Annotated in this window: 9 protein-coding genes; 4 read left to right on the top strand and 5 right to left on the bottom strand. The window is 26.1% G+C overall.

The genetic code is table 4. The features are described from left to right. Positions 1–43: 43 nt before the first annotated feature. Positions 44–1,450 (bottom strand): DUF2179 domain-containing protein, encoded by a 1,407-nt coding sequence (locus tag JXZ92_RS04060; RefSeq protein ID WP_205851794.1) that lies wholly within the window; start codon positions 1,448–1,450, stop codon positions 44–46. Positions 1,451–1,737: 287 nt separating this feature from the next. On the opposite strand from JXZ92_RS04060, the gene JXZ92_RS04055 reads away from it, so the two are divergent. Both JXZ92_RS04055 and JXZ92_RS04050 read left to right on the top strand, forming a co-directional pair. After that, positions 1,738–6,633 carry a family 20 glycosylhydrolase gene (locus tag JXZ92_RS04055; RefSeq protein WP_205851793.1) on the top strand — a complete coding sequence of 1,632 codons (4,896 nt, stop codon included), beginning with the start codon at positions 1,738–1,740 and terminating at the stop codon, positions 6,631–6,633. A gap of 137 nt (positions 6,634–6,770) precedes the next feature. Beyond that, the gene (locus JXZ92_RS04050) at positions 6,771–9,692 is read left to right on the top strand and encodes a glycoside hydrolase N-terminal domain-containing protein (RefSeq protein WP_205851792.1); all 2,922 of its coding nucleotides are present in this window, start codon (positions 6,771–6,773) and stop codon (positions 9,690–9,692) included. 37 nt (positions 9,693–9,729) lie between these two features. Here the strand turns inward: JXZ92_RS04050 and JXZ92_RS00410 are convergent, their stop codons facing one another. Genes JXZ92_RS00410 through JXZ92_RS04300 form a run of 3 tightly spaced genes read right to left on the bottom strand, consistent with a single transcriptional unit; the run spans position 9,730 to position 13,088 of the window. Then, complete coding sequence (locus tag JXZ92_RS00410; protein WP_205851791.1) at positions 9,730–11,808, bottom strand: hypothetical protein; 2,079 nt, start codon at positions 11,806–11,808, stop codon at positions 9,730–9,732. Continuing rightward, positions 11,780–12,568 carry an ABC transporter permease gene (locus tag JXZ92_RS00405; RefSeq protein WP_205851790.1) on the bottom strand — a complete coding sequence of 263 codons (789 nt, stop codon included), beginning with the start codon at positions 12,566–12,568 and terminating at the stop codon, positions 11,780–11,782. Before JXZ92_RS00405 ends, JXZ92_RS00410 begins: the two co-directional genes overlap by 29 nt. Continuing rightward, a complete protein-coding gene (locus JXZ92_RS04300; protein WP_374962840.1) occupies positions 12,561–13,088 on the bottom strand; it encodes an ABC transporter permease subunit in 528 nt (175 codons plus the stop codon). Before JXZ92_RS04300 ends, JXZ92_RS00405 begins: the two co-directional genes overlap by 8 nt. Between JXZ92_RS04300 and JXZ92_RS04295 the strand changes: the two genes are divergently transcribed. Next, positions 13,060–13,338 carry a hypothetical protein gene (locus JXZ92_RS04295; RefSeq protein ID WP_374962842.1) on the top strand — a complete coding sequence of 93 codons (279 nt, stop codon included), beginning with the start codon at positions 13,060–13,062 and terminating at the stop codon, positions 13,336–13,338. The genes JXZ92_RS04300 and JXZ92_RS04295 overlap by 29 nt on opposite strands. Before the next feature lie 42 nt (positions 13,339–13,380). On the opposite strand, the gene JXZ92_RS00395 is transcribed toward JXZ92_RS04295, so the two are convergent. Next, the gene (locus JXZ92_RS00395) at positions 13,381–14,757 is read right to left on the bottom strand and encodes an ABC transporter ATP-binding protein (protein ID WP_205851788.1); all 1,377 of its coding nucleotides are present in this window, start codon (positions 14,755–14,757) and stop codon (positions 13,381–13,383) included. Between the two features lie 461 nt (positions 14,758–15,218). Here JXZ92_RS00395 and JXZ92_RS04045 point away from each other — a divergent pair, with 461 nt between their 5' ends. After that, positions 15,219–19,298 carry an AAA domain-containing protein gene (locus JXZ92_RS04045; RefSeq protein WP_205851787.1) on the top strand — a complete coding sequence of 1,360 codons (4,080 nt, stop codon included), beginning with the start codon at positions 15,219–15,221 and terminating at the stop codon, positions 19,296–19,298. Position 19,299 lies beyond the last annotated feature (1 nt).

Raw genomic sequence — 19,299 nt, 5'->3', positions numbered from 1 at the left:
ACAATAACAAGTTGTGCATTTTAAATTCAACATTTTTATATATCTAGAACTTATTTTTTGGTAAATATATGTAACCATCAATACTTCTAACATCTGTTATTGAAATAAAAGCATCTTCGTCAACTTTACGTACATCGTTTATTATTCTATTTACTTGTCTAAATAATGTAATAGATGTAATAACATAATATCCGCTTGAACTATATCCACCTTTTGCTTTAAATTTGGTTAATCCTGAAACGATTTTCTTATCTGAAGAAATAACATTTGCGATTTGATTATGTTTTTTCATTGAATAAATCTCGACTTTAACCAATTTAAATTTTGGATATAATTTATTTAAAACTGCAATATATACAACGTTTGTTAATATTGTAGCAACAAAATTAGGAGATAAGTATAATTCAAATTTTCAAGCTTTTGAAGTAATATCTTTAATTAATTCAGGATTAGTTGAATTAGCATTAGCTTGATCTAATAATATAGAACCAGGTAATCATGAACCTAATAAAACACCAATTACTACAATAATTATATTCATATATCCAGAAATTGATCCAAATGATTTTTGTTTTTCGTTAGCGTATCATTCACCTATAATACCCGTTACCCCTGCTGTACCACCTATTATTTGAATAATAGCAAAAACTCACGCAAGAAGAAATCCGTATACTGATGCTGAGATAAATAAAGCAATTATATTACCACCATCGTTTCATAAAAGAGGAATAATAGAACTTAGAGATTCTTTATAACCTCCGTCTATACTTTTGAAAACTTCTTTAATTCTTGGATTAGAAAAATCACCTATTAATGAAAAATTTGAACCAGGAATAATACCTATTGAAAATGATATTATCGATGATACAACTAAGAAAATAACTGTTAAATGCCCGAATACTTTACCTATTTTTTTATACCCAAAAATAAATATAGGAATACTCAAAATAATATAAGCAATCCAAAATACAAATTGTTCAATTAAATTTCTTGTTATTACGCTAATTCCTGAATCGGGTTTAAAAAACACAACTATCAATCTTGCTAACGATTGACCTACGGCGGCAAGACCAAAATTATATATACCTACATTTTTAACCAAGAAAACACTTATAACACCAAAAAAAATAGCTGTAATCACAGTGATTAAGATTAATTTTCACATCGGCATTATTGAATATAATCTATTTAATTTAAGACCAAAATTAGACATTTTAGTTCTATTATAAATAGTATTTTTCTTAACCAATCTATTTCTTATTTGTTCACCAGAAAATAAAACGTCAGCAATATCCTGATCAAAATTATTACCTGTTATTTTATTTATCAAGGACTGTGAATCATTTGAATATTGTTCAATTATATTTTCGTCTAAAATACATTCTTTTTCATTTTGGTCTATATCAAGATCAACTTCTTTTTGATTCTTATTATCTAAATTATTGTCCATTTTAAAATACCTCCTTATTATTAATTTTAAAAATAAAAATGTAAACTAGTTACATTAATTGATATATTTTTTATTATACTATTATTTTACATAAAAGTTTATAAAATTGGTTAAAAAACCACATTTTACATAATTCACATATTATATCATATTTTTTATAAAAAGAAGTTTAAAAATATTAAATACAATTACTAGATTAGTTACTTTGTTTCCTTTAAAATAATGTTGATATGGTTTAACCATATGAAAAATATGATACAAAAATAGTTAATTAGAGGTTAATAAAAATGTTAAAAAATAATATTAAAAAAATTATTTATCTAGGAATAATGAGTGCAGGAGTAGTTAGTTCAGCATCATTAATTTTAGCAAACTCAAATCAAAATAAAAATGAAAATAAAAACACAATTGTTAAAGTTGATAAATTATATGCCGAAAATAATTCTACAATTGCAGAAGATTTAAGTCCAACTGACGAAGAACAAGAAAATCTAATCGTTGATGGTTCAACTGCCACAGCTTCTTCGCAAGAAAGCAATAATCCAGCACAAAACGCTATAGATGCTGCTAAAGCTTCGACAAGATGAGCAACAGATCGAGGATCAAATCCTCAGTATTTAGATGTTAAATTGAAAAACGCAAGTACGATTTCATCATTTAATTTATTATTTGAAAGAGATAATGTTAGAGAATTTAAAATTTTCGCTACTAATGAAGAAAACACAAACAATATAGAAAATGATAATAATTTAATTTATCACTATAATGTAGATGCAAATAAGAGACAAAATGTTTTTAAAACAAATTTTACTAAAACAGTTAAAAATGCAAAAAATATTCGTATCAGAATTTTAAAATATGACCCAGATGGAAGAACAATCCATTCGGGGGCTGGATGACAAAATGTTTCAATACAAAATTTTGAATTATACAAGAGACCTATCGATGATTTTGGACCAACAAATCAACAACAACCTAATTTGATTAAAAACAACGCAACTGCTACCTCCCCAGATAATGAAGGAGCAGGACATACACCTGACAAAGTAGTTGATTCAAACGATCAAACAAGATGAGCTACAAACAAATCAGATAATGGTGTTGTAAGATATATTGATATTTCTTTAACTGAAGCTAAAAGTATATCTTCATTTAGATTACTTTTAGAACGTGCGAATGTTCGTCAATTTCAAATATTTGCCACTTCAACATTAGACACAAATAATATAGAAAATAACGATAATAAAGTATATGAATATAATGCCGAAGGTGACAACAGAAAAAAAGAAATTATACAAAACTTTACTAAAACCGTTAAAAACGCAAAAAATATTAGAATCAAATTTACAAACTATGATGCACAGGGAGTTGTAAATAAAACAAATTGAAGAAATATATCTGTTTTTAGTTTTGAAGCATATAAAAAATTCATAGATTTGACTTCAGAAAGACAATACCCAGCAGATCTTATAAGCGATACTAACCCAAATGACACCGCAGCTACAAGCGAAATACAAGAAAACAGATTAAAAAATCAAGCGGTGGTTGCTAGTGCAATAGAAAATAATACATTAAACGCAAATAAAGCTGTAGACGGAAATAGAACTAAACCATCTAGATGAGGAACACCAAGAGTAAATAATAATAATAATAATTTTGATCCAGAAGATAGAATATTGACCATCAATTTAGATGGAGGTAAAACATTATCATCATTTAACATTCTATTTGAGCGTGATAATATTTCTGATTTTGAAATTTACGCATCTTCAAAAGCTATGGACGCAAACATTGAAAATGAATCAAATAAAGTTTATTCATATGATGTAAATAACAAATTAGATGATCGTAAAAAAGAAATTACTGCAAACTTTACAAAACCGGTAATTAACGCAAGAACATTAAGACTTAAGATTAAAAATTATCAATCAAATGCAAAATCAGACCATGATGGTTGAAGAAGTGCCGCTGTAATTGAGTTCGAAGCATACAAAAAACCAATAGATTTTAACTCTGGATTTTATCGGGTACAATCAACATTAGAAAATTGAAAACCTACATTAAATGAGGAAAAAACAAAATTAATATTACCAGAAGGGTTAGATAATTCAAAATTAAAACTATTTGCAGATTATGAACAAGTTATCGATGAACAATACAACGTCTATCAACCATTAACTGATAAAACTGTTGTTCTTGATTTAAATTACAAAGACGGAAATAGAGAATTTAATAAAACATATAATTTCGTAGTTCCAGGTAAACATACACAAGTTGAAGATAAGAACCAAAAACCAAAAGTTGCAGTTGAGATTTCAGAATGATATTCAGACAGTAATGAAAAACTAACTTTAAATGAAGATTTAAAAGTATACTTTAAAGGTGAAATAAACGATAAAATTAATGCTGTATTTAATGAATTAAAAGAGGATTATAAAGAATTATTTGGAAAAGACCTAGAAATCTTAAAGACCGATTCAAATGTAACTAATGGAAATATTTTATTTGATTTATCAGAAAAATCAATTGGTGGTTTCGATAACGAAACATATTCAATGAATATAAATGATAACGTTACAATTAAAGCCACTGATGCTGTAGGAGCTTACTGAGCAACACGTACATTATTGCAAATGATAAAACTCGACCCTGAACAAAAACTTGTTAAAGGAGAAATGAAAGATTATCCTAAATTCAAGAAAAGAGGTATGTCATTTGACGTAGGTAGAAAAGCAGTTTCTATGGATATTCTAAAAGATATCGTTAAACAAATGTCATGATATAAAATGAATGATTTCCAAGTTCATTTAACAGATAACTTAATTTTCTTAGAAGATTACTACGACCAAGCAAAAGGCTCAAACAACGCGCTTAAAGCATATTCAGGTTGAAGACTTGAGTCAAGCCATAAAAATGATGAAGGTGTTACATTACATAACCAAGACTATCATTATACAAAAGCTGAATTCAAAAACTTTATTGATCAAAGTAGATTATTAGGTGTTGAAATCGTTCCTGAATTAGATTTTCCAGCTCACGCAATAGCATTTACTAAATTACACCCAGAATTAGCAGTTCAAGGGTACTCACAATTTGGTGGCGGAAGAAGATCTCTTGCTGATCACATTGATATTAGAAAACCAGAGGCAGTAAAATTAATTAAAGATATTTTAGATGAATACGTAAATGAAGGTGGAATTTTCGATAAAACCACTGGAACTAATGTTCATATTGGTGCTGATGAATTCTTCTCTGATCATGACGCTTACTATAGATTCGTAAACGATATGTTCAAGTACTTTAAAGAAAAAGAAGTTCAAGTTCGTATTTGGGGAAGTTTTAAATGATTTAAATCTAATACCGAAAAAATTGATGAAGATTTAAAAGAAAACGTAATTATGAATATTTGAAGTTTACAATGAGCAGATCCTGTTCAAATGTACAAAGAAGGATATTCATTAATTCATACATTAGATCAACCAACTTATATAGTTCCTAACGGGAGTGGTCGTCAAGGTGCATACAATGATAGATTCAATGTTAGTGGAATTTATAATGGATACGAAGCTAATGTAATTGGTGGAAATAGAATACCTGCAGGATCAAAACAAATGCTAGGTGGTTCATTTGCTGTTTGAGGTGACTCGGTCATAGATACTCACCATAGTGGACTTACAGAATATGACGAGTTCTTAAGAATAAAAGAAATGATTCCATATTTTGCAACAAGAGTTTGAGGAATTGGTGACGGCTTAGATCAAAACTTTAACGATTACACAAACAATGTAGTAAATAAATTAAATTTAGCTCCCGGAATTAATCCAGGTCATGAATTTACATTAAAAGATTATGATAAACAATTATTTAATTTTGATTTATCAGGTAAAAATGATAATGAAAAATTATTATCCAAATCTGGTGAAGCGGTAAAAATGGAATTAGGAGAAAATACATCATTAAGCGAAGATTTAGTTGGTGAAGATATTACAACCGCTATTGAACTTAAAGGTGGTAATTCACAAGTTAAATTGGGATATGGAAAATTACCATTTAATACAAAAATAACTTTCAAAATTAAACGTCAAGAAGTTGATCAACCTGAGGAAATACTATTCTATGCTCCAACTGCATATGGACAATTAGCAATTAAAACCAAACAAAAAGATACAAATAAATTTGGATTTAGTCAAGAGTTAAACGATTATTCATTTGATTATGAATTACCAATCGGTGAGTGACACGAAATTAGTTTAATAACAGTTCCAAATAATAGAATGGTTGGAATTGTGAAATTATTTGTTGACGGAGAAGAAGTAGGTGGTGTACCAGTAGGTACAAATTATGTATTCAAAGATGGTAGACAACATACATTTAATGGAGCTTCAAGTTTATTTATTCCGATGGAATATTTAGGTTCTAAAGAAAATTCATTTAAAGGTTTAATAAAAGATCTTAGACACGATAAAGATTTCACTATTAACAAAGTTGAAAAAGATTCATTAGAAAGACCAGAAGTATCACTAAAAAATACAGTTGATTGAAATAATTTTGACATAAAATATTTGGACATACCTTCTAACGAAGAATATGATTATAAAGTTGAACTATCAAAAGTTGATAAAGATAATAAAATAGTTATGGGTAAAGTTATTATTAATAAAAAATCAAACCCTGAAATTAAAGTATCTAAAAACTTTATTTTAGATAATAGTTCAGTAACTAATATTGATTCAAATACAAGTGATAACGCACCAAGTCAGCCTGAAACAACAGTAGATGAAAATACCACAACACCAAGTGACAATCAAAAAGACGACAAAACAAATACTGATTCAAATACAAGTGATAACGCACCAAGTCAGCCTGAAACAACAGTAGATGAAAATACTACAAAACCAAGTGACAATCAAAAAGACGACAAGACAAACTCTGATTCAAATACAAATAACAATACTCCAAGTCAGCCTGAAACAACAGTAGATGAAAATACTACAAAACCAAGTGACAATCAAAAAGACGACAAAACAAATACTGATTCAAATACAAATAATGATGAAAATAGCAAAAAAACAAAATCTAAAAATACAACAGGAATAGTTGTAACAAGTGTTACAATATCAAGTATTATGGCATTTTTAGGATTGCTATTAGTATTCTTTAAAAGAAGAAAAAAATCTAAATAAAACTACTTAAAAACAACACAAAAAAGTGTTGTTTTTAATTATAAATTAATTGCATTTTATGAATAAAAAAACCATAATAAATTATAGAATTGCGAAAATGTTAATATTATATTATTAAAAATATAATAAGGAGCATAATGAAATTTAAAAAGATATTAATACCATTATTAAGTTCAGTGGTATCTATTCCAAGTTTTTTATCAATATCAACTCAAATAAATAATAATTCAAATTCAAACGAACAAATAATCGCCAATCAAGAATTAGAATTAAAATATAACGAAATAATATCTAATTTTAATCGTGATAATTGAATGAATAATGGATTAGGAATAGGTAATGGTGATCAAGGTGCAACTATTTTTGGAGGTGTTCGCAACGAAAGAATACAATTAAACGAAAAAACAATTTGGACTGGTGGACCAAAATCAAATGAAGAAAATAATGGTGGGAATACCCCGATTGCTTCGGAAAATAATAAACATCATTTTGAATATTTAGATCAAATAAGAAAACTACTATCCGAGAATAAAATTGAAGAAGCAAAACAAATTGCTAATTCTAAATTTATCGGACCACATAATCGTTTATATGGAAAATACATTTCTATGGCTAATGTAGATATTACAGAAAGAAATGCATTTGAACAAAGTGATATTGTAGATTATTCTAAATCATTAAACATATCAAAATCACTAACTACAGTTTCTTATAAAGTTGATGAAACAGAGTATACTAGAGAATATTTTGCTAGTTATCCTGATGATGTTATTGTGATTTCAATGAGTGCAAAAGGTAGAAACAAACTTAACTTTGATTTAGATTTAACTGGTACAAACAATAACGAACAATTAAAACAATATACAAAAAATATTGATTTAGAAAAAAGAGAAATTAGTTTAGACGGTATTGTTAAAGATAACGGATTAAAATTCGCGAGTGTTTTAAGAGTTAAAGAAATAGAAGGTGAAAATAATACAATTACCAAAGAAGGAAATAAACTAAGAATTTCAAATGCATCAAAAGTTTATTTTGTTATTCAATCAAAAAGTGATTATGAATTGAAATTTCCAACATATAGAAAAGAAAACTTTAATCCTTTAAACTACATTAAGAATAATTTAGACAAACTAAACAAAACATATGAACAAATAAAATCTGATCATATTAAAGATTACAAATCGCTTTTTGATCGTGTAAAATTAAATATAGCTAAAAAACCTGAATATAAAAATTTAAAAGATCTTATCGATAAATATCGTAATAATACTTTAGATAGAAATTCAAAAAATTATCTTGAACAGCTATTATTTCAATTCGGTAGATATTTAGCAATTTCTGGAAGCAGACCCCACAAAGATTATAAAAGTTTACCAACAAACCTTCAAGGTATTTGAAACATGGATGATGCACCAGCTTGAAATAGTGATTACCACTTAAATGTTAATTTACAAATGAATTATTGAGCATCGTTAATGACTAATTTATCAGAAACAATAATTCCTTTATTAGACTATATCGACGACCTACGTCTTGGTGGAAGATTAGCAGCTAAAGAGTATTCAAATATTGCTTCAGATAATTCTAACCCTGCAAACGGTTGATTAGCACACACTCAAGCAACACCATTTGGTTTTAGTGCTCCTGGTTGAGAATTTAACTGAGGTTGATCTCCTGCTTCTAATGCATGAATAGTTCACGAAATATATAATCATTTTGAATACACTTTAGATGAAAAATTATTTGTTGAACGTATATTTCCTTTATTAGAAGAAACTGCAAAATTTTGAGATCAATATTTATATTATGATCAAAAAACAGATAGATGAGTTTCAGCGCCTTCATTTTCTCCGGAGCATGGTACTGTTTCTCTAGGGAATACATACGATCAATCATTGGTTGCTCAGTTATTCATTGATTACATCAATGCAACAAATTATTTATTAAAAAATAATTTAGGTAATTTCGACTCAGAATTAGTTAGATCAATCAAGGAAAAACAACCAAAATTAAAACCTTTAAACATTGGTGATGATGGACAAATTAAAGAATGATACGAAGAAGGTAAATACAACAGATACAAAGATGGTAGAATTATTTCAAATGATAACAGACACCGTCACACAAGTCAATTAATTGGACTATTCCCTGGAAATATTTTTGAAAAAGAAGAAGACATTCAAGCTGCTAAAAAAACTTTAGAATTACGTGGTAATTTTGGTGCAGGTTGAGGTAAAGCTAATAAAATTAACTTATGAGCTAATCTATATGAAGGTAATAATGCACATTCTGTTCTTGAAGATATGTTTACTCAAAATAATATAATGAATAATTTATGAGATAATATTAGAGAAGGTGCAAATGCTTTTCAAATCGAAGCTAATTTCGGAATAGTTAGTGGTATTGCGCAAATGCTTTTACAATCCAATAAAGAATATATTAAATTACTACCCGCTTTACCCGATGCTTATAACGATGGTAATGTAAGCGGTTTACTCGCAAGGGGTAACTTTACAATTGATTTAGATTGAAAAAATAAAAATTTAAAATATACAAAAATTAAATCTAATGTAGGCGGAGATTTAAAACTTGAATATAATAACATAGCATTCAAATCTATTTATTTAAATGGTGAAAAAGTTTCAATAAAACCTAACGAAAGTGATAAGATAGTAATCAGAACTCAAAAAAATGATATAGTTGAAATTGCCGACTCATTTTCAGACATTAAAAAAGGTGTAACTTATAGTCCGGAATATGAAAACTCTCAAAATTCTTCAAATGCTAAACCTAATAATAGCGAAACTTCAAAAAATAAAAAAGTAGAAGAAACTGTTGATTATTTAAATAAAATAACAAAAAGTAATATTCAAAATAACGAAAAAGAAAATGATACTAAAACAATTGAAGAAAAAACAGAAAACAAAGAACCAAAAACAACTACTGCCCCTGCAAAAAGTAAAAGTAACCAACAATTTAAAATATTAGGTGGTTTAATAGTTGTTATAGGCATAATAACTGCCATTATATTATTTAAAAACAGAAAAAAGAAACAATAAAATAAAAAATGACACATAAATATTGTGTCATTTTTTGTTATGATTTTGTTTTAGCAAAATAATATGTGGTTATTTTACTTAAAAGAGAGTCGGAAATTGGTTGAAGAGCTTTGTGTCTAACGTTAGAAGTGTTTTCTATTTTATAGATATTAATTACATTTTGATCTTGTCCTTCAACTTTATCAGAAAAGTAATTTCTATAAACTATTTCATAATCTGTTATTTGTGTTGGGACATAATTAATAAAGTTAAAATTAGTTAGATTCTTATAATCTTCAATATAATCATCATTCGATAGATCAATAAACGCTATAGATTGAGCAATAACTTTTTTAACTAAATCTTTTAACTCACTTTGTGATACTTCATTATCACTAATATATTCAATTAATGCATTAAGAATATTTTCTTCATCGCTAAATAATATTTCAATAATTATTTTTTCAATCTCTGTAGATTGTTCTTTAAGATCGTTAATTTTACTTTCGCGATCTTCAACGTTTAAATCTATTAAAGAAGATATTTTATCTAAAAACATAGAATTATTTTCAGATAAATTATTTTCAATAATAGTTGGGTAATAATTTACCTTTTGCTCAAAATTGTCTTCATCATCATTTGATCTTAAATCATAAAATTCTTGATATATTTTTGAATTATTTTTGTTCGATAAGTTTAATAAGTTTGAATAATAGTTAATAAAATTATTAATTGATTCTTGCTCTAAATCTAGTTCACTTAATTCTTTTGTTTTAATATCTTTTCAGATTTTTCAACTATTTAATTCGGAAATCATTCTTTGGGCTTGAGTGATATTAGAATCTGTTAACTGATCAAAATTAGGTACTAAGTTTTGTCCCAATAACTCTTTGTATTCTAAAATGATTTGTGGAGTTTGCGAATATGAACTTTGTGAAATTGTCTTAATATATTTATCTTTTGTTTTTTGATCTAATTTAGATGAAATTATTAAACCATCAACTAATAAAATATTATCACTTGGTCTGTAAGCTAAAACAGATCCATCTTTTGCATTATCATAATTATCCTCGCTATAATAAGCGTCAATAGCATCTCCGTTATACATAATTGATGCATTTATCGAACCAGAATCATCTCGTGGATTAGTAATATCATTAACAATCTCTAGACCATCACCTTTTAAAGAAATATGTTTAGAATCTCGAATGTCATATCCAGTTCCATCCTTAATTAAATCAATAAAAGAATTAATTAAAATTTTATATGTTTCGTTTTGAGACTCTGAGTTTTCTTCTACACTTCCTGTGAATTTTTGATCTGTTCTACCCTCTGGTAAAGGCCAATAAGCAGAAGCATAGAGCATATTATCGCGAACTGAATCTGTAATAACCCAATTATTATAATTAGCACTTGATAAAGCTTTTAAAACATTAACTAAAGCATTTGGGTTTTTAATTTGTGCTTGCTCTTGATGTTCGTTATAATATTTTTTAAAATCAAATCCTCCTAAACTGTTTTTATAATCTTTGGGAATTGCGACTTTATTAATATTGTATGACACGACCATATCTTGAGAATAATAAGGATAAAAATATTCTCATAATTCATCGTTATTATCTAGTTGATAACTTTGTAAGTGTTCTCAAATTTCTTTGCGTAATGATAATTGCACATATTTACGAGCTAAATTACGTGCTTGTGTTGCTTGTTCTAATTTTTCTTTTAACTCATTTGTAGGATTATTTTTAAATTGGTTTCTCAATCTATCATAATCTACCATGGATTCTAAAATAGGTTCGTTAAATATAATAGAATAATTCAATTTAGAGATAAGTTTATTTTTAATTAAAGAAGCCACTATAAAGTCTGAACCTATTCCGGCAGCAGCTTTGTTATTTATCAATGCGTTGCTAAATTGATTTATTTCATCGAATTCTTTATAATCAAATGATTCACGTAATATTTCGATATTATCATCCGACATGTATGATTTGTAATTAAAAAAACTAGGTTTAAATCTATTTTTATTTTTAATAGCAATTGTTGTCGCTAAAGTTGTGATTCCTATTACTGAACTTATAGTGAGTAAAGCTAATTTTATTTTTCTACTTTTTCTTCAACTTGTAACTTGCATAAACTAAGTTTCCAATGATTGTAGTAAATAATACTATAGCTCCTAAAACAAGTGCTCACGGTCTGAATGCACCTTCGTATAATTTAGTTGCTATTGTGGAAGTATTAGAAGTTGTTCTTGCGATGATAAAATCATCAAAACTTAAAACCGAACTAACTAAAATTACAGAAATAATAGAAGGAATCATATAAATTAAATATGTTTTGAATCAAGCTTTTATTTTAGAGTGTCCTAAATCTTGTGCAGCTTCGAATAAGTTATTATTAAACTTTTCACTACGAGGTAATGTTAATGATATTCCGTAAGGTAAAGCCATAATTGTATGACCTACAATAACTCTTAAAAAACCTTCGTTATCTACTTGAACTATTCCAAAAAAAGCAGTAAAAACTAAAACTAAACCAATTGCTGTTATATTATCAGGGTTGATAAGCGGAATGTTTGATGTTGATGTAAGTGTACTTTTGATTAGTTTATTCTTTTGACGGTACATTGCATATGAAGTTATAATGCTTATTGTAGCCACTAAAAAACTTACTATTATGGCTAATAATATGGTATTTAATAAAGCTAAATCACGACCAGAATCTAATACTGAAACTCAATTGTCAAAAGTACCTTTAATTCAACTTGGGTTTGCTTCTCCTTTTTTAGTAGGAACATTAAAACTAAAAATAACACCAACAACTAATGGAACATAAATTATTAATAAAATTAAGTAAACATAACTACGTTTTAATAATGAGGATACTTTATTCATAATGCGCACCTCTTTTAAAGTAGAAAATTACTCTTGGTAAAATTAGAAATAAACTAAATATACCCATAAATATAGCAGATACAACAATAACTAACGCCGAACCTGTACTTAAATCATATTTATTACCAGGGTTAATTTTACTATTGATCAACTCTCCAATTGTTTGTAATTGGGAACCATCTGTTAATAATTTAGAACTAATAATAAATGTAGTTGCACTCGCTAAAAAGATCATAGCAAGTCCGCTCAAAATCGCCTTTGTACCATAAGGTATAATAACCTTAAAAATTGTTTGAAAACTATTGTTACCTAAATCATTGCTTGCTTCAATAATATTGCGAGGCATATCTTTAAAAACAGTATATAGTGGCATAATCATTAATGGTAAATTTAGGCTTGTAAGTCCAAAAATCATAAAAAGTTCGCTATTTAAACTTTTTGAGTTAGAAACTACCGCTAATGCTAGCACTTTCATAGAATAAATTCTTGAAATGGTGAAAATTGCCATAGGACTTATCATTAAACTTAAGGCAAAAATTCTAAATATTTTTGACTTTGATGATGAAATAAAATATGCATATGGAAATCCGATTATTAAACATAATAATGCGGATACAATCCCTATTCATAGCGATCTTCCAATTATTCTTCAAGTATTGACATCTTTAATTAACACAAATGAATCAAAATTAGAACCATGAACAGCAAATGCATTAACCACAATCATAATAATAGGCAATAAAATTAATAATATAGCAATGATTAAATAAGGAATGAATAAAGCAGTTTTTTTGTCGAAACTAAATAAATGTTTAATTTTGGAAATCATTTTGGGAATAATCTCACTTAGAATCTTTTTTCATTAAGTGAATAGAATCAATTGTTCAACTCAAGTAAACAACTTCCTCTAATTCAAATTTTTTAGCAGTTTCAACATAAATAACATCTTCATCTTCAGTTTCTATTTTTAGATAATAATAACTTCCACGATACGAAATTTCAGTGACAGTACCTTTAATTTTCCCTTCAGTACTTTTAGGTTCTGAAATAATATCAATATCTTCAGGTCTAATTAAAGCATCCAAAACTTCTTTATTGTTAAATTCACTTTTTTCATGAATTGTTTTAAAACTTTTTCCAAGCAATTTAATATTTCCATTAGATTCAAAAGTTGCATCAAAAATATTAGAATCACCAATAAATTTTGCAACTCATATGTTCTTAGGAAAATCATAAATATTTTTAGGTGTATCGTATTGTTCAATAACTCCATCACGCATAACGGCTATGCGGTCTGACAATTCTAAAGCTTCGTCTTGGTCGTGTGTAACAAAAATAAAAGTTAAACCTAAACTTTGTTGAACACTTCTTAATAAAACTTGCATTTTTTGTCTAATTTTAGCATCTAAAGCACTAAGTGGTTCATCAAGTAATAATATTTCTGGTTCAATAACTAAACTTCTAGCTAAAGCAACTCTTTGTTTCATACCACCTGATAATTGAGAAATTGCTTTTGTTTCGTTACCTTTTAGACCTACAATATCAATTATTTTACTAATTTTTTCGTTCATTTCAGCATTAGTCATTTTGCGTTTAAAATGACGATCTTCATATGCTTGTTTTTTTAAATTAACATAATTTTCTCAATATGAATATTTAAAATCAGAATCATCAATTCAATTTTGACGTTTATTATACTGATATGTACCTTTTTTAAGATTTTTAAGTTCTTCAGTATATTGTTCTAATTGAATTTCAATTTGTTTCATTTTTGAATTAGCTTTTTTTGTTCATTGGGACAATTTGATTTCTAAATTGTCAATTTTATTTTGATTAATTTGTTCACGAGGAACACGTTTAAGTTTTAATCCAAAAGCGATATTTCCTTCAACATTTAAATGAGGAAATAAAGCATAATCTTGAAATATAGTAGATACATTTCTCTTATGAGGCGATAGATCTTTAATATCATATCCATTAAATTGAATTTCACCACGAGTAGTTCATTCAAAACCACCAAGTAGTCTTAAAATAGTAGTTTTACCTGACCCTGAAGGACCAAGTAAAGTAACAAATTCACCACGATTAATTTTTAAATTAACGTTGTGTAAAACTGTTTTGTCAGAAAATTCTTTAACAACTTCTTTTAATTCAATAATAGGTAAGTTATTTTTTGCATTTTTTGTCATTATAATGTCTCCTTTCGTATTGTTTTAAAATGCTAACTTAAACAACAGGGAGACGGTATCAAAAAGATTCTCACAGTACTCTTCGACACTGTAAGATTTAGAAGGATATTCAATATCATTAAAGTTACTAAGAATGTCTTTTATTCTTAAAATTTGTATTAAAAGTTCCTTGCTTTTCATATTTTTATATTATATAAAAAATTATTTTTACTTAAAGAAAAAATGTATAAATTTTTACGTATTTTTGACGTTGAATTCTATTTACTTTTAAACATCTCTAAATTTAGCTAAAATTGATCAAAACAACTGAAATTTTTACTTTTTGTATAGCTATAGGATTTTTTTGGGTTTACCTACCGTTTTTTTTTTTTTTTTTGATAAACTAATATTATAATTATAAATAATATAAATTAGTAGAAATGATATAAAAAACCTAACGGAGTATAAAAAATAAAAAAGATATGGATTTAAACATAAAAATTAATAAAAATAAAATAATGAACATCGGAGATGCTAAACAAGCAGAAACATTTAAAAACAGAAAACAAGATTTTACAGTTAATGACCACTTAAAAAAATTATTAAAATCTAATAATTTAATTAACAAAAACATGGATTTAATTGAATTTTTTAGTAGTATACAAAATTCAATTAAATCACTTTATATAACAAATAATGATTTATTTGCTAAAACTACTAGTCCGATGAGAGTTTCATCGTTAAATTTTATAATTTTTTTATCAAATGAAACTCAAATATTTAAAAATCAGAACAATATTGCAATAAATATAAAGACAAATTTTAACGAATCAAATGGCGACTACTTTGAATTGGACAGAATTGCAATACTTAATAATTTAGAAGAAGAAATTTTATCTAAATATACTAATTATGCAAATAGTTTTAAATTAAATTTTTATACTAGCCAGACACCTAAATCTACAAATATCAATACCAGCATTATAAAAAACATTTTATTTGATGTTACTAAAGATGTTTTTATAATGAAAACAGATATGAAAAAAGATAATGGTATGATTAAATTAGGTAGAACACTAGATTTTTATAAAGATTATATTAATGATCAAAAACCTAAATATAGTAAGGGAAATGATAGAAAAAATCAAAATATATTTCCTGTTGTTCTTAGAACACAAAGAAGTGGTGATAAAAGAACTGAATTTATTTTCAGAATTACAAGAAGAGAATTTAATAAGGATTTTATAAATATTGTTGAAAACGAAAAGAGATACATTTATTTTTATAACATTAATGATAGCGATGAAAAAGTATCAATAAATAGGCAAAACATAAAATTTGAAGAGTATAAATATGTTGAATTATTAAATTCTAAAATTTCTTCTAACCAAAAAGAAATTGCTGATCTTAAAAGCAAAATTGAATATAATGAACAAGAATTTTTAAACTCATATAAAGTATCAGAAATTGAAAATTCAAAAAATAAGGTTAATGAACAAAAAAGAGTGCTCGTTTATAATGAAAATATTTTAAATACTAAAAATCATGATTTTCAAAAGTTAAAATTAGAAATATTAGATATTAGTCGTGAAATTGAAAAAATAAATAAAGAAATTAGAAATAATAATGAACAAATAAATAAAATAAAACCTAAAAAAAGTTCAAAAAAAGAAGATGAAGATAATTATGAAAGAAATAAAGCTATTTTAGAAGAAAAAAATAATTCTTTGGAAGAAAAAATAACTAAAAATAACTCAATAAAGATTATTATAAATCAAGAAATCCAGTCATTAGATAAAGAAATTATCAAATATAATGATTTAGTTAAAAACTCTGAAGATGCTTTAAATAAAGAAAAAAATATATTAAATAAATTAGAAACAACTTTTAATATATATAAAAAAGAAAACGAAACATCAAAAAATGAAATAGTAAAATTAGGAAATGAAATTGATTTAATTAATTCAAAAATTAAAAACGAAAGTGAAAAATATCTATATTACACATTTAAGTTTGATAACGCAAAATTAGGAAATTTAAGAGCTATAGATGTTAAAAAAATATATGATACAGATGTTGAAATTAATGAATTGCTACAATTTTCAAGAAAATTTGACAAAAATAGTGATTTCGTTCTTTCTGATGAAGATTACGGTATGTTTAGCAAACATAAAAGATTTTATAATTCATTAAAAAACTTTAAATCCGGAGAATACAAAAATCCACTTTTAGCTAAATCAATTGAAGATCCCGATTTTTTCAAAGTAAGTCAGTCGTTAATAAATAATTATGATTTAAACATGCACCCTGATATTAAATTGAATAAAAAGCAAGAACTAGCTGTAAAAAAAGCTATTTTAACTCCTTGTATTTCATATCTTCAAGGTCCTCCTGGCACTGGTAAAACACAAACAATTAGTGCCTTAATTCATCATATTATTAATAATAAAGAGCAAAATGTATTGCTTATGTCTTCAACTCATGAAGCAATATTGAACGCTTTTGATAGAATTAAATCTATTACTGAAGATGATCCTAACTTTATTATGTATAAAACAATTAGAAAAAAATTAAATAAAAAGAGAAAATTCAATGACAAAATTGATAAAATCAAAGAACAAGAAATCGAAGAAGATGAGTCGAATATTTACGATTTAAATCATGCCTTCTATAACTTTTCATTAGCAATAATTAACTCAACGTTAAAGAAAAATAAAAATGATATTTTAGGAAAAATAATAGATAAATTTAAAATAATTGACGGTAGAAAATTAAAAAAACATTTTGAAATTAATAAAAAAATGATTGCTTTTATTGATTCTCTTAAGAAGAATTCTAAAAATATGTCACTAAATGAATTTATAGATGAATTCAATAAGTGAACTATTGAAGATTTTACCGAATTGTTAAATGTATTTGAAAACGAATACAATTTAATAAAAGAAGATGTTATATACAAATTTGAAGATATAAAAACAGAAATTGATAGAAATAGAGTTGAACGAATAAAAAATAATGTTGACGAATTATTGGATTTACTATTAGAAAACAAAAGAATTAAAGATTTATATAAAGAAATATCAAATAATAACATAGTATTAAGTAGTTTAAACACTAATGAAAAAAAAGATACTAATGAAAAAGTATTCCAAAAACTCCAATTAATTAAGGATAAAATTGAAGCTAGAGAAGACGTACATAACAGTAAAATTAAAGATGAATTTTCAGATTATATATACGAAAATGAATTGATCAATTTAATTGGACTAACAACAACTGCAAACCAGGTAATTAATCCGCGCAAAGACTCTAATGCAACAGTGAAAGAATTATTTTTACAATATCCAATTTATATGACGATTGTGGATGAAGTATCCAAAAGTAGTACATTAGAAATCATAAATTCATGTATGCTTTCTGAAAAAATATTACTTGCAGGTGACTATAAACAATTACCACCTGTTTTAGACTTTGAAACAGGTTCTAAAACAGATGATCAAGTTGAATCTATTGAAATAAATAAACTTCTTGATTCATTTAAAGACATTAAAGAATTAAGAAATAAAAAATTACAAGAAAATAGTAATAGAAGATTAGATAGAACTTGATTTGCTAATGATGAAAGTGTTAGAGAGTTAATTTCTGAACTTAAATATCCATTTTTCAAATTTCATGCACTAAAATTAAAAGCGGATGTAAGTGATAGTCAAAATTTTTACACCTTTTTAACCGAACAACACCGTTTCAATAAGTCTATACAAAAAGTTGTAAATGTTAATTATGATTCTGACGAAAAATTAACTACTCCAATTAAAAAAAATAGTTCATATTTAGTCAATTATAAATATCCTAATATTAAAATTAATAAAGAATTTATTGTTATGGACACAAGTAAAATAAATCAGGAATTTATGAATTACAATTACCACCTTTTTAGTGAAATGCAAAGAGAAATTATCAGAAGAAATAATTATATAGCTTTTGATCAAACTAGAACATTAGATAAAACCGAATCAAAAGAATCTACTATAAACGAATATAACGCATTTATAATTGCGGGTATAGTTGAAAATATTGTATTAAACAATTCTAGTTATAGTGAAAAATTTGACTTAGATAAAATCGGAATTATTTCTATGACAAGATCTCAAAATTCAGTGATTAAAAAATATTTAACTGATAAAAAAGATATATTCAAACAAAAAACTATTAATAAAGTTAAAGTTGATACTGTCGATAACTTCCAAGGTAGAGAAAAAGAAATTATAATAGTAGATTTCGTTAGAGCTAAAGGTGTGTTAAGAGATGATAGAATTGAATACCCTGATAGAAGAAATTATGAATTTTACAAAAGTGCAGAACGTATTAATGTAGCTGTTTCACGTGCAAAAGACACATTAATTATGGTTGGAGCTTTTGATGAGTTAGAAAAATTAGATTTTAATATTTCTGCTTGAGACAATATGGCTAATAAGATAAAAACAAAAACTAAAAAAATATTAAGAGAATATATCGAGATTTCAAAAGATGGAGATACATTTAGAAATGCAAATGATGAATAGA

Source organism: Mycoplasma sp. CSL10137 (assembly GCF_017116845.1).
Classification (GTDB): domain Bacteria; phylum Bacillota_I; class Bacilli_A; order Mycoplasmatales; family Metamycoplasmataceae; genus Mycoplasmopsis.
This window is presented reverse-complemented; position numbering and strand designations above follow the sequence as displayed.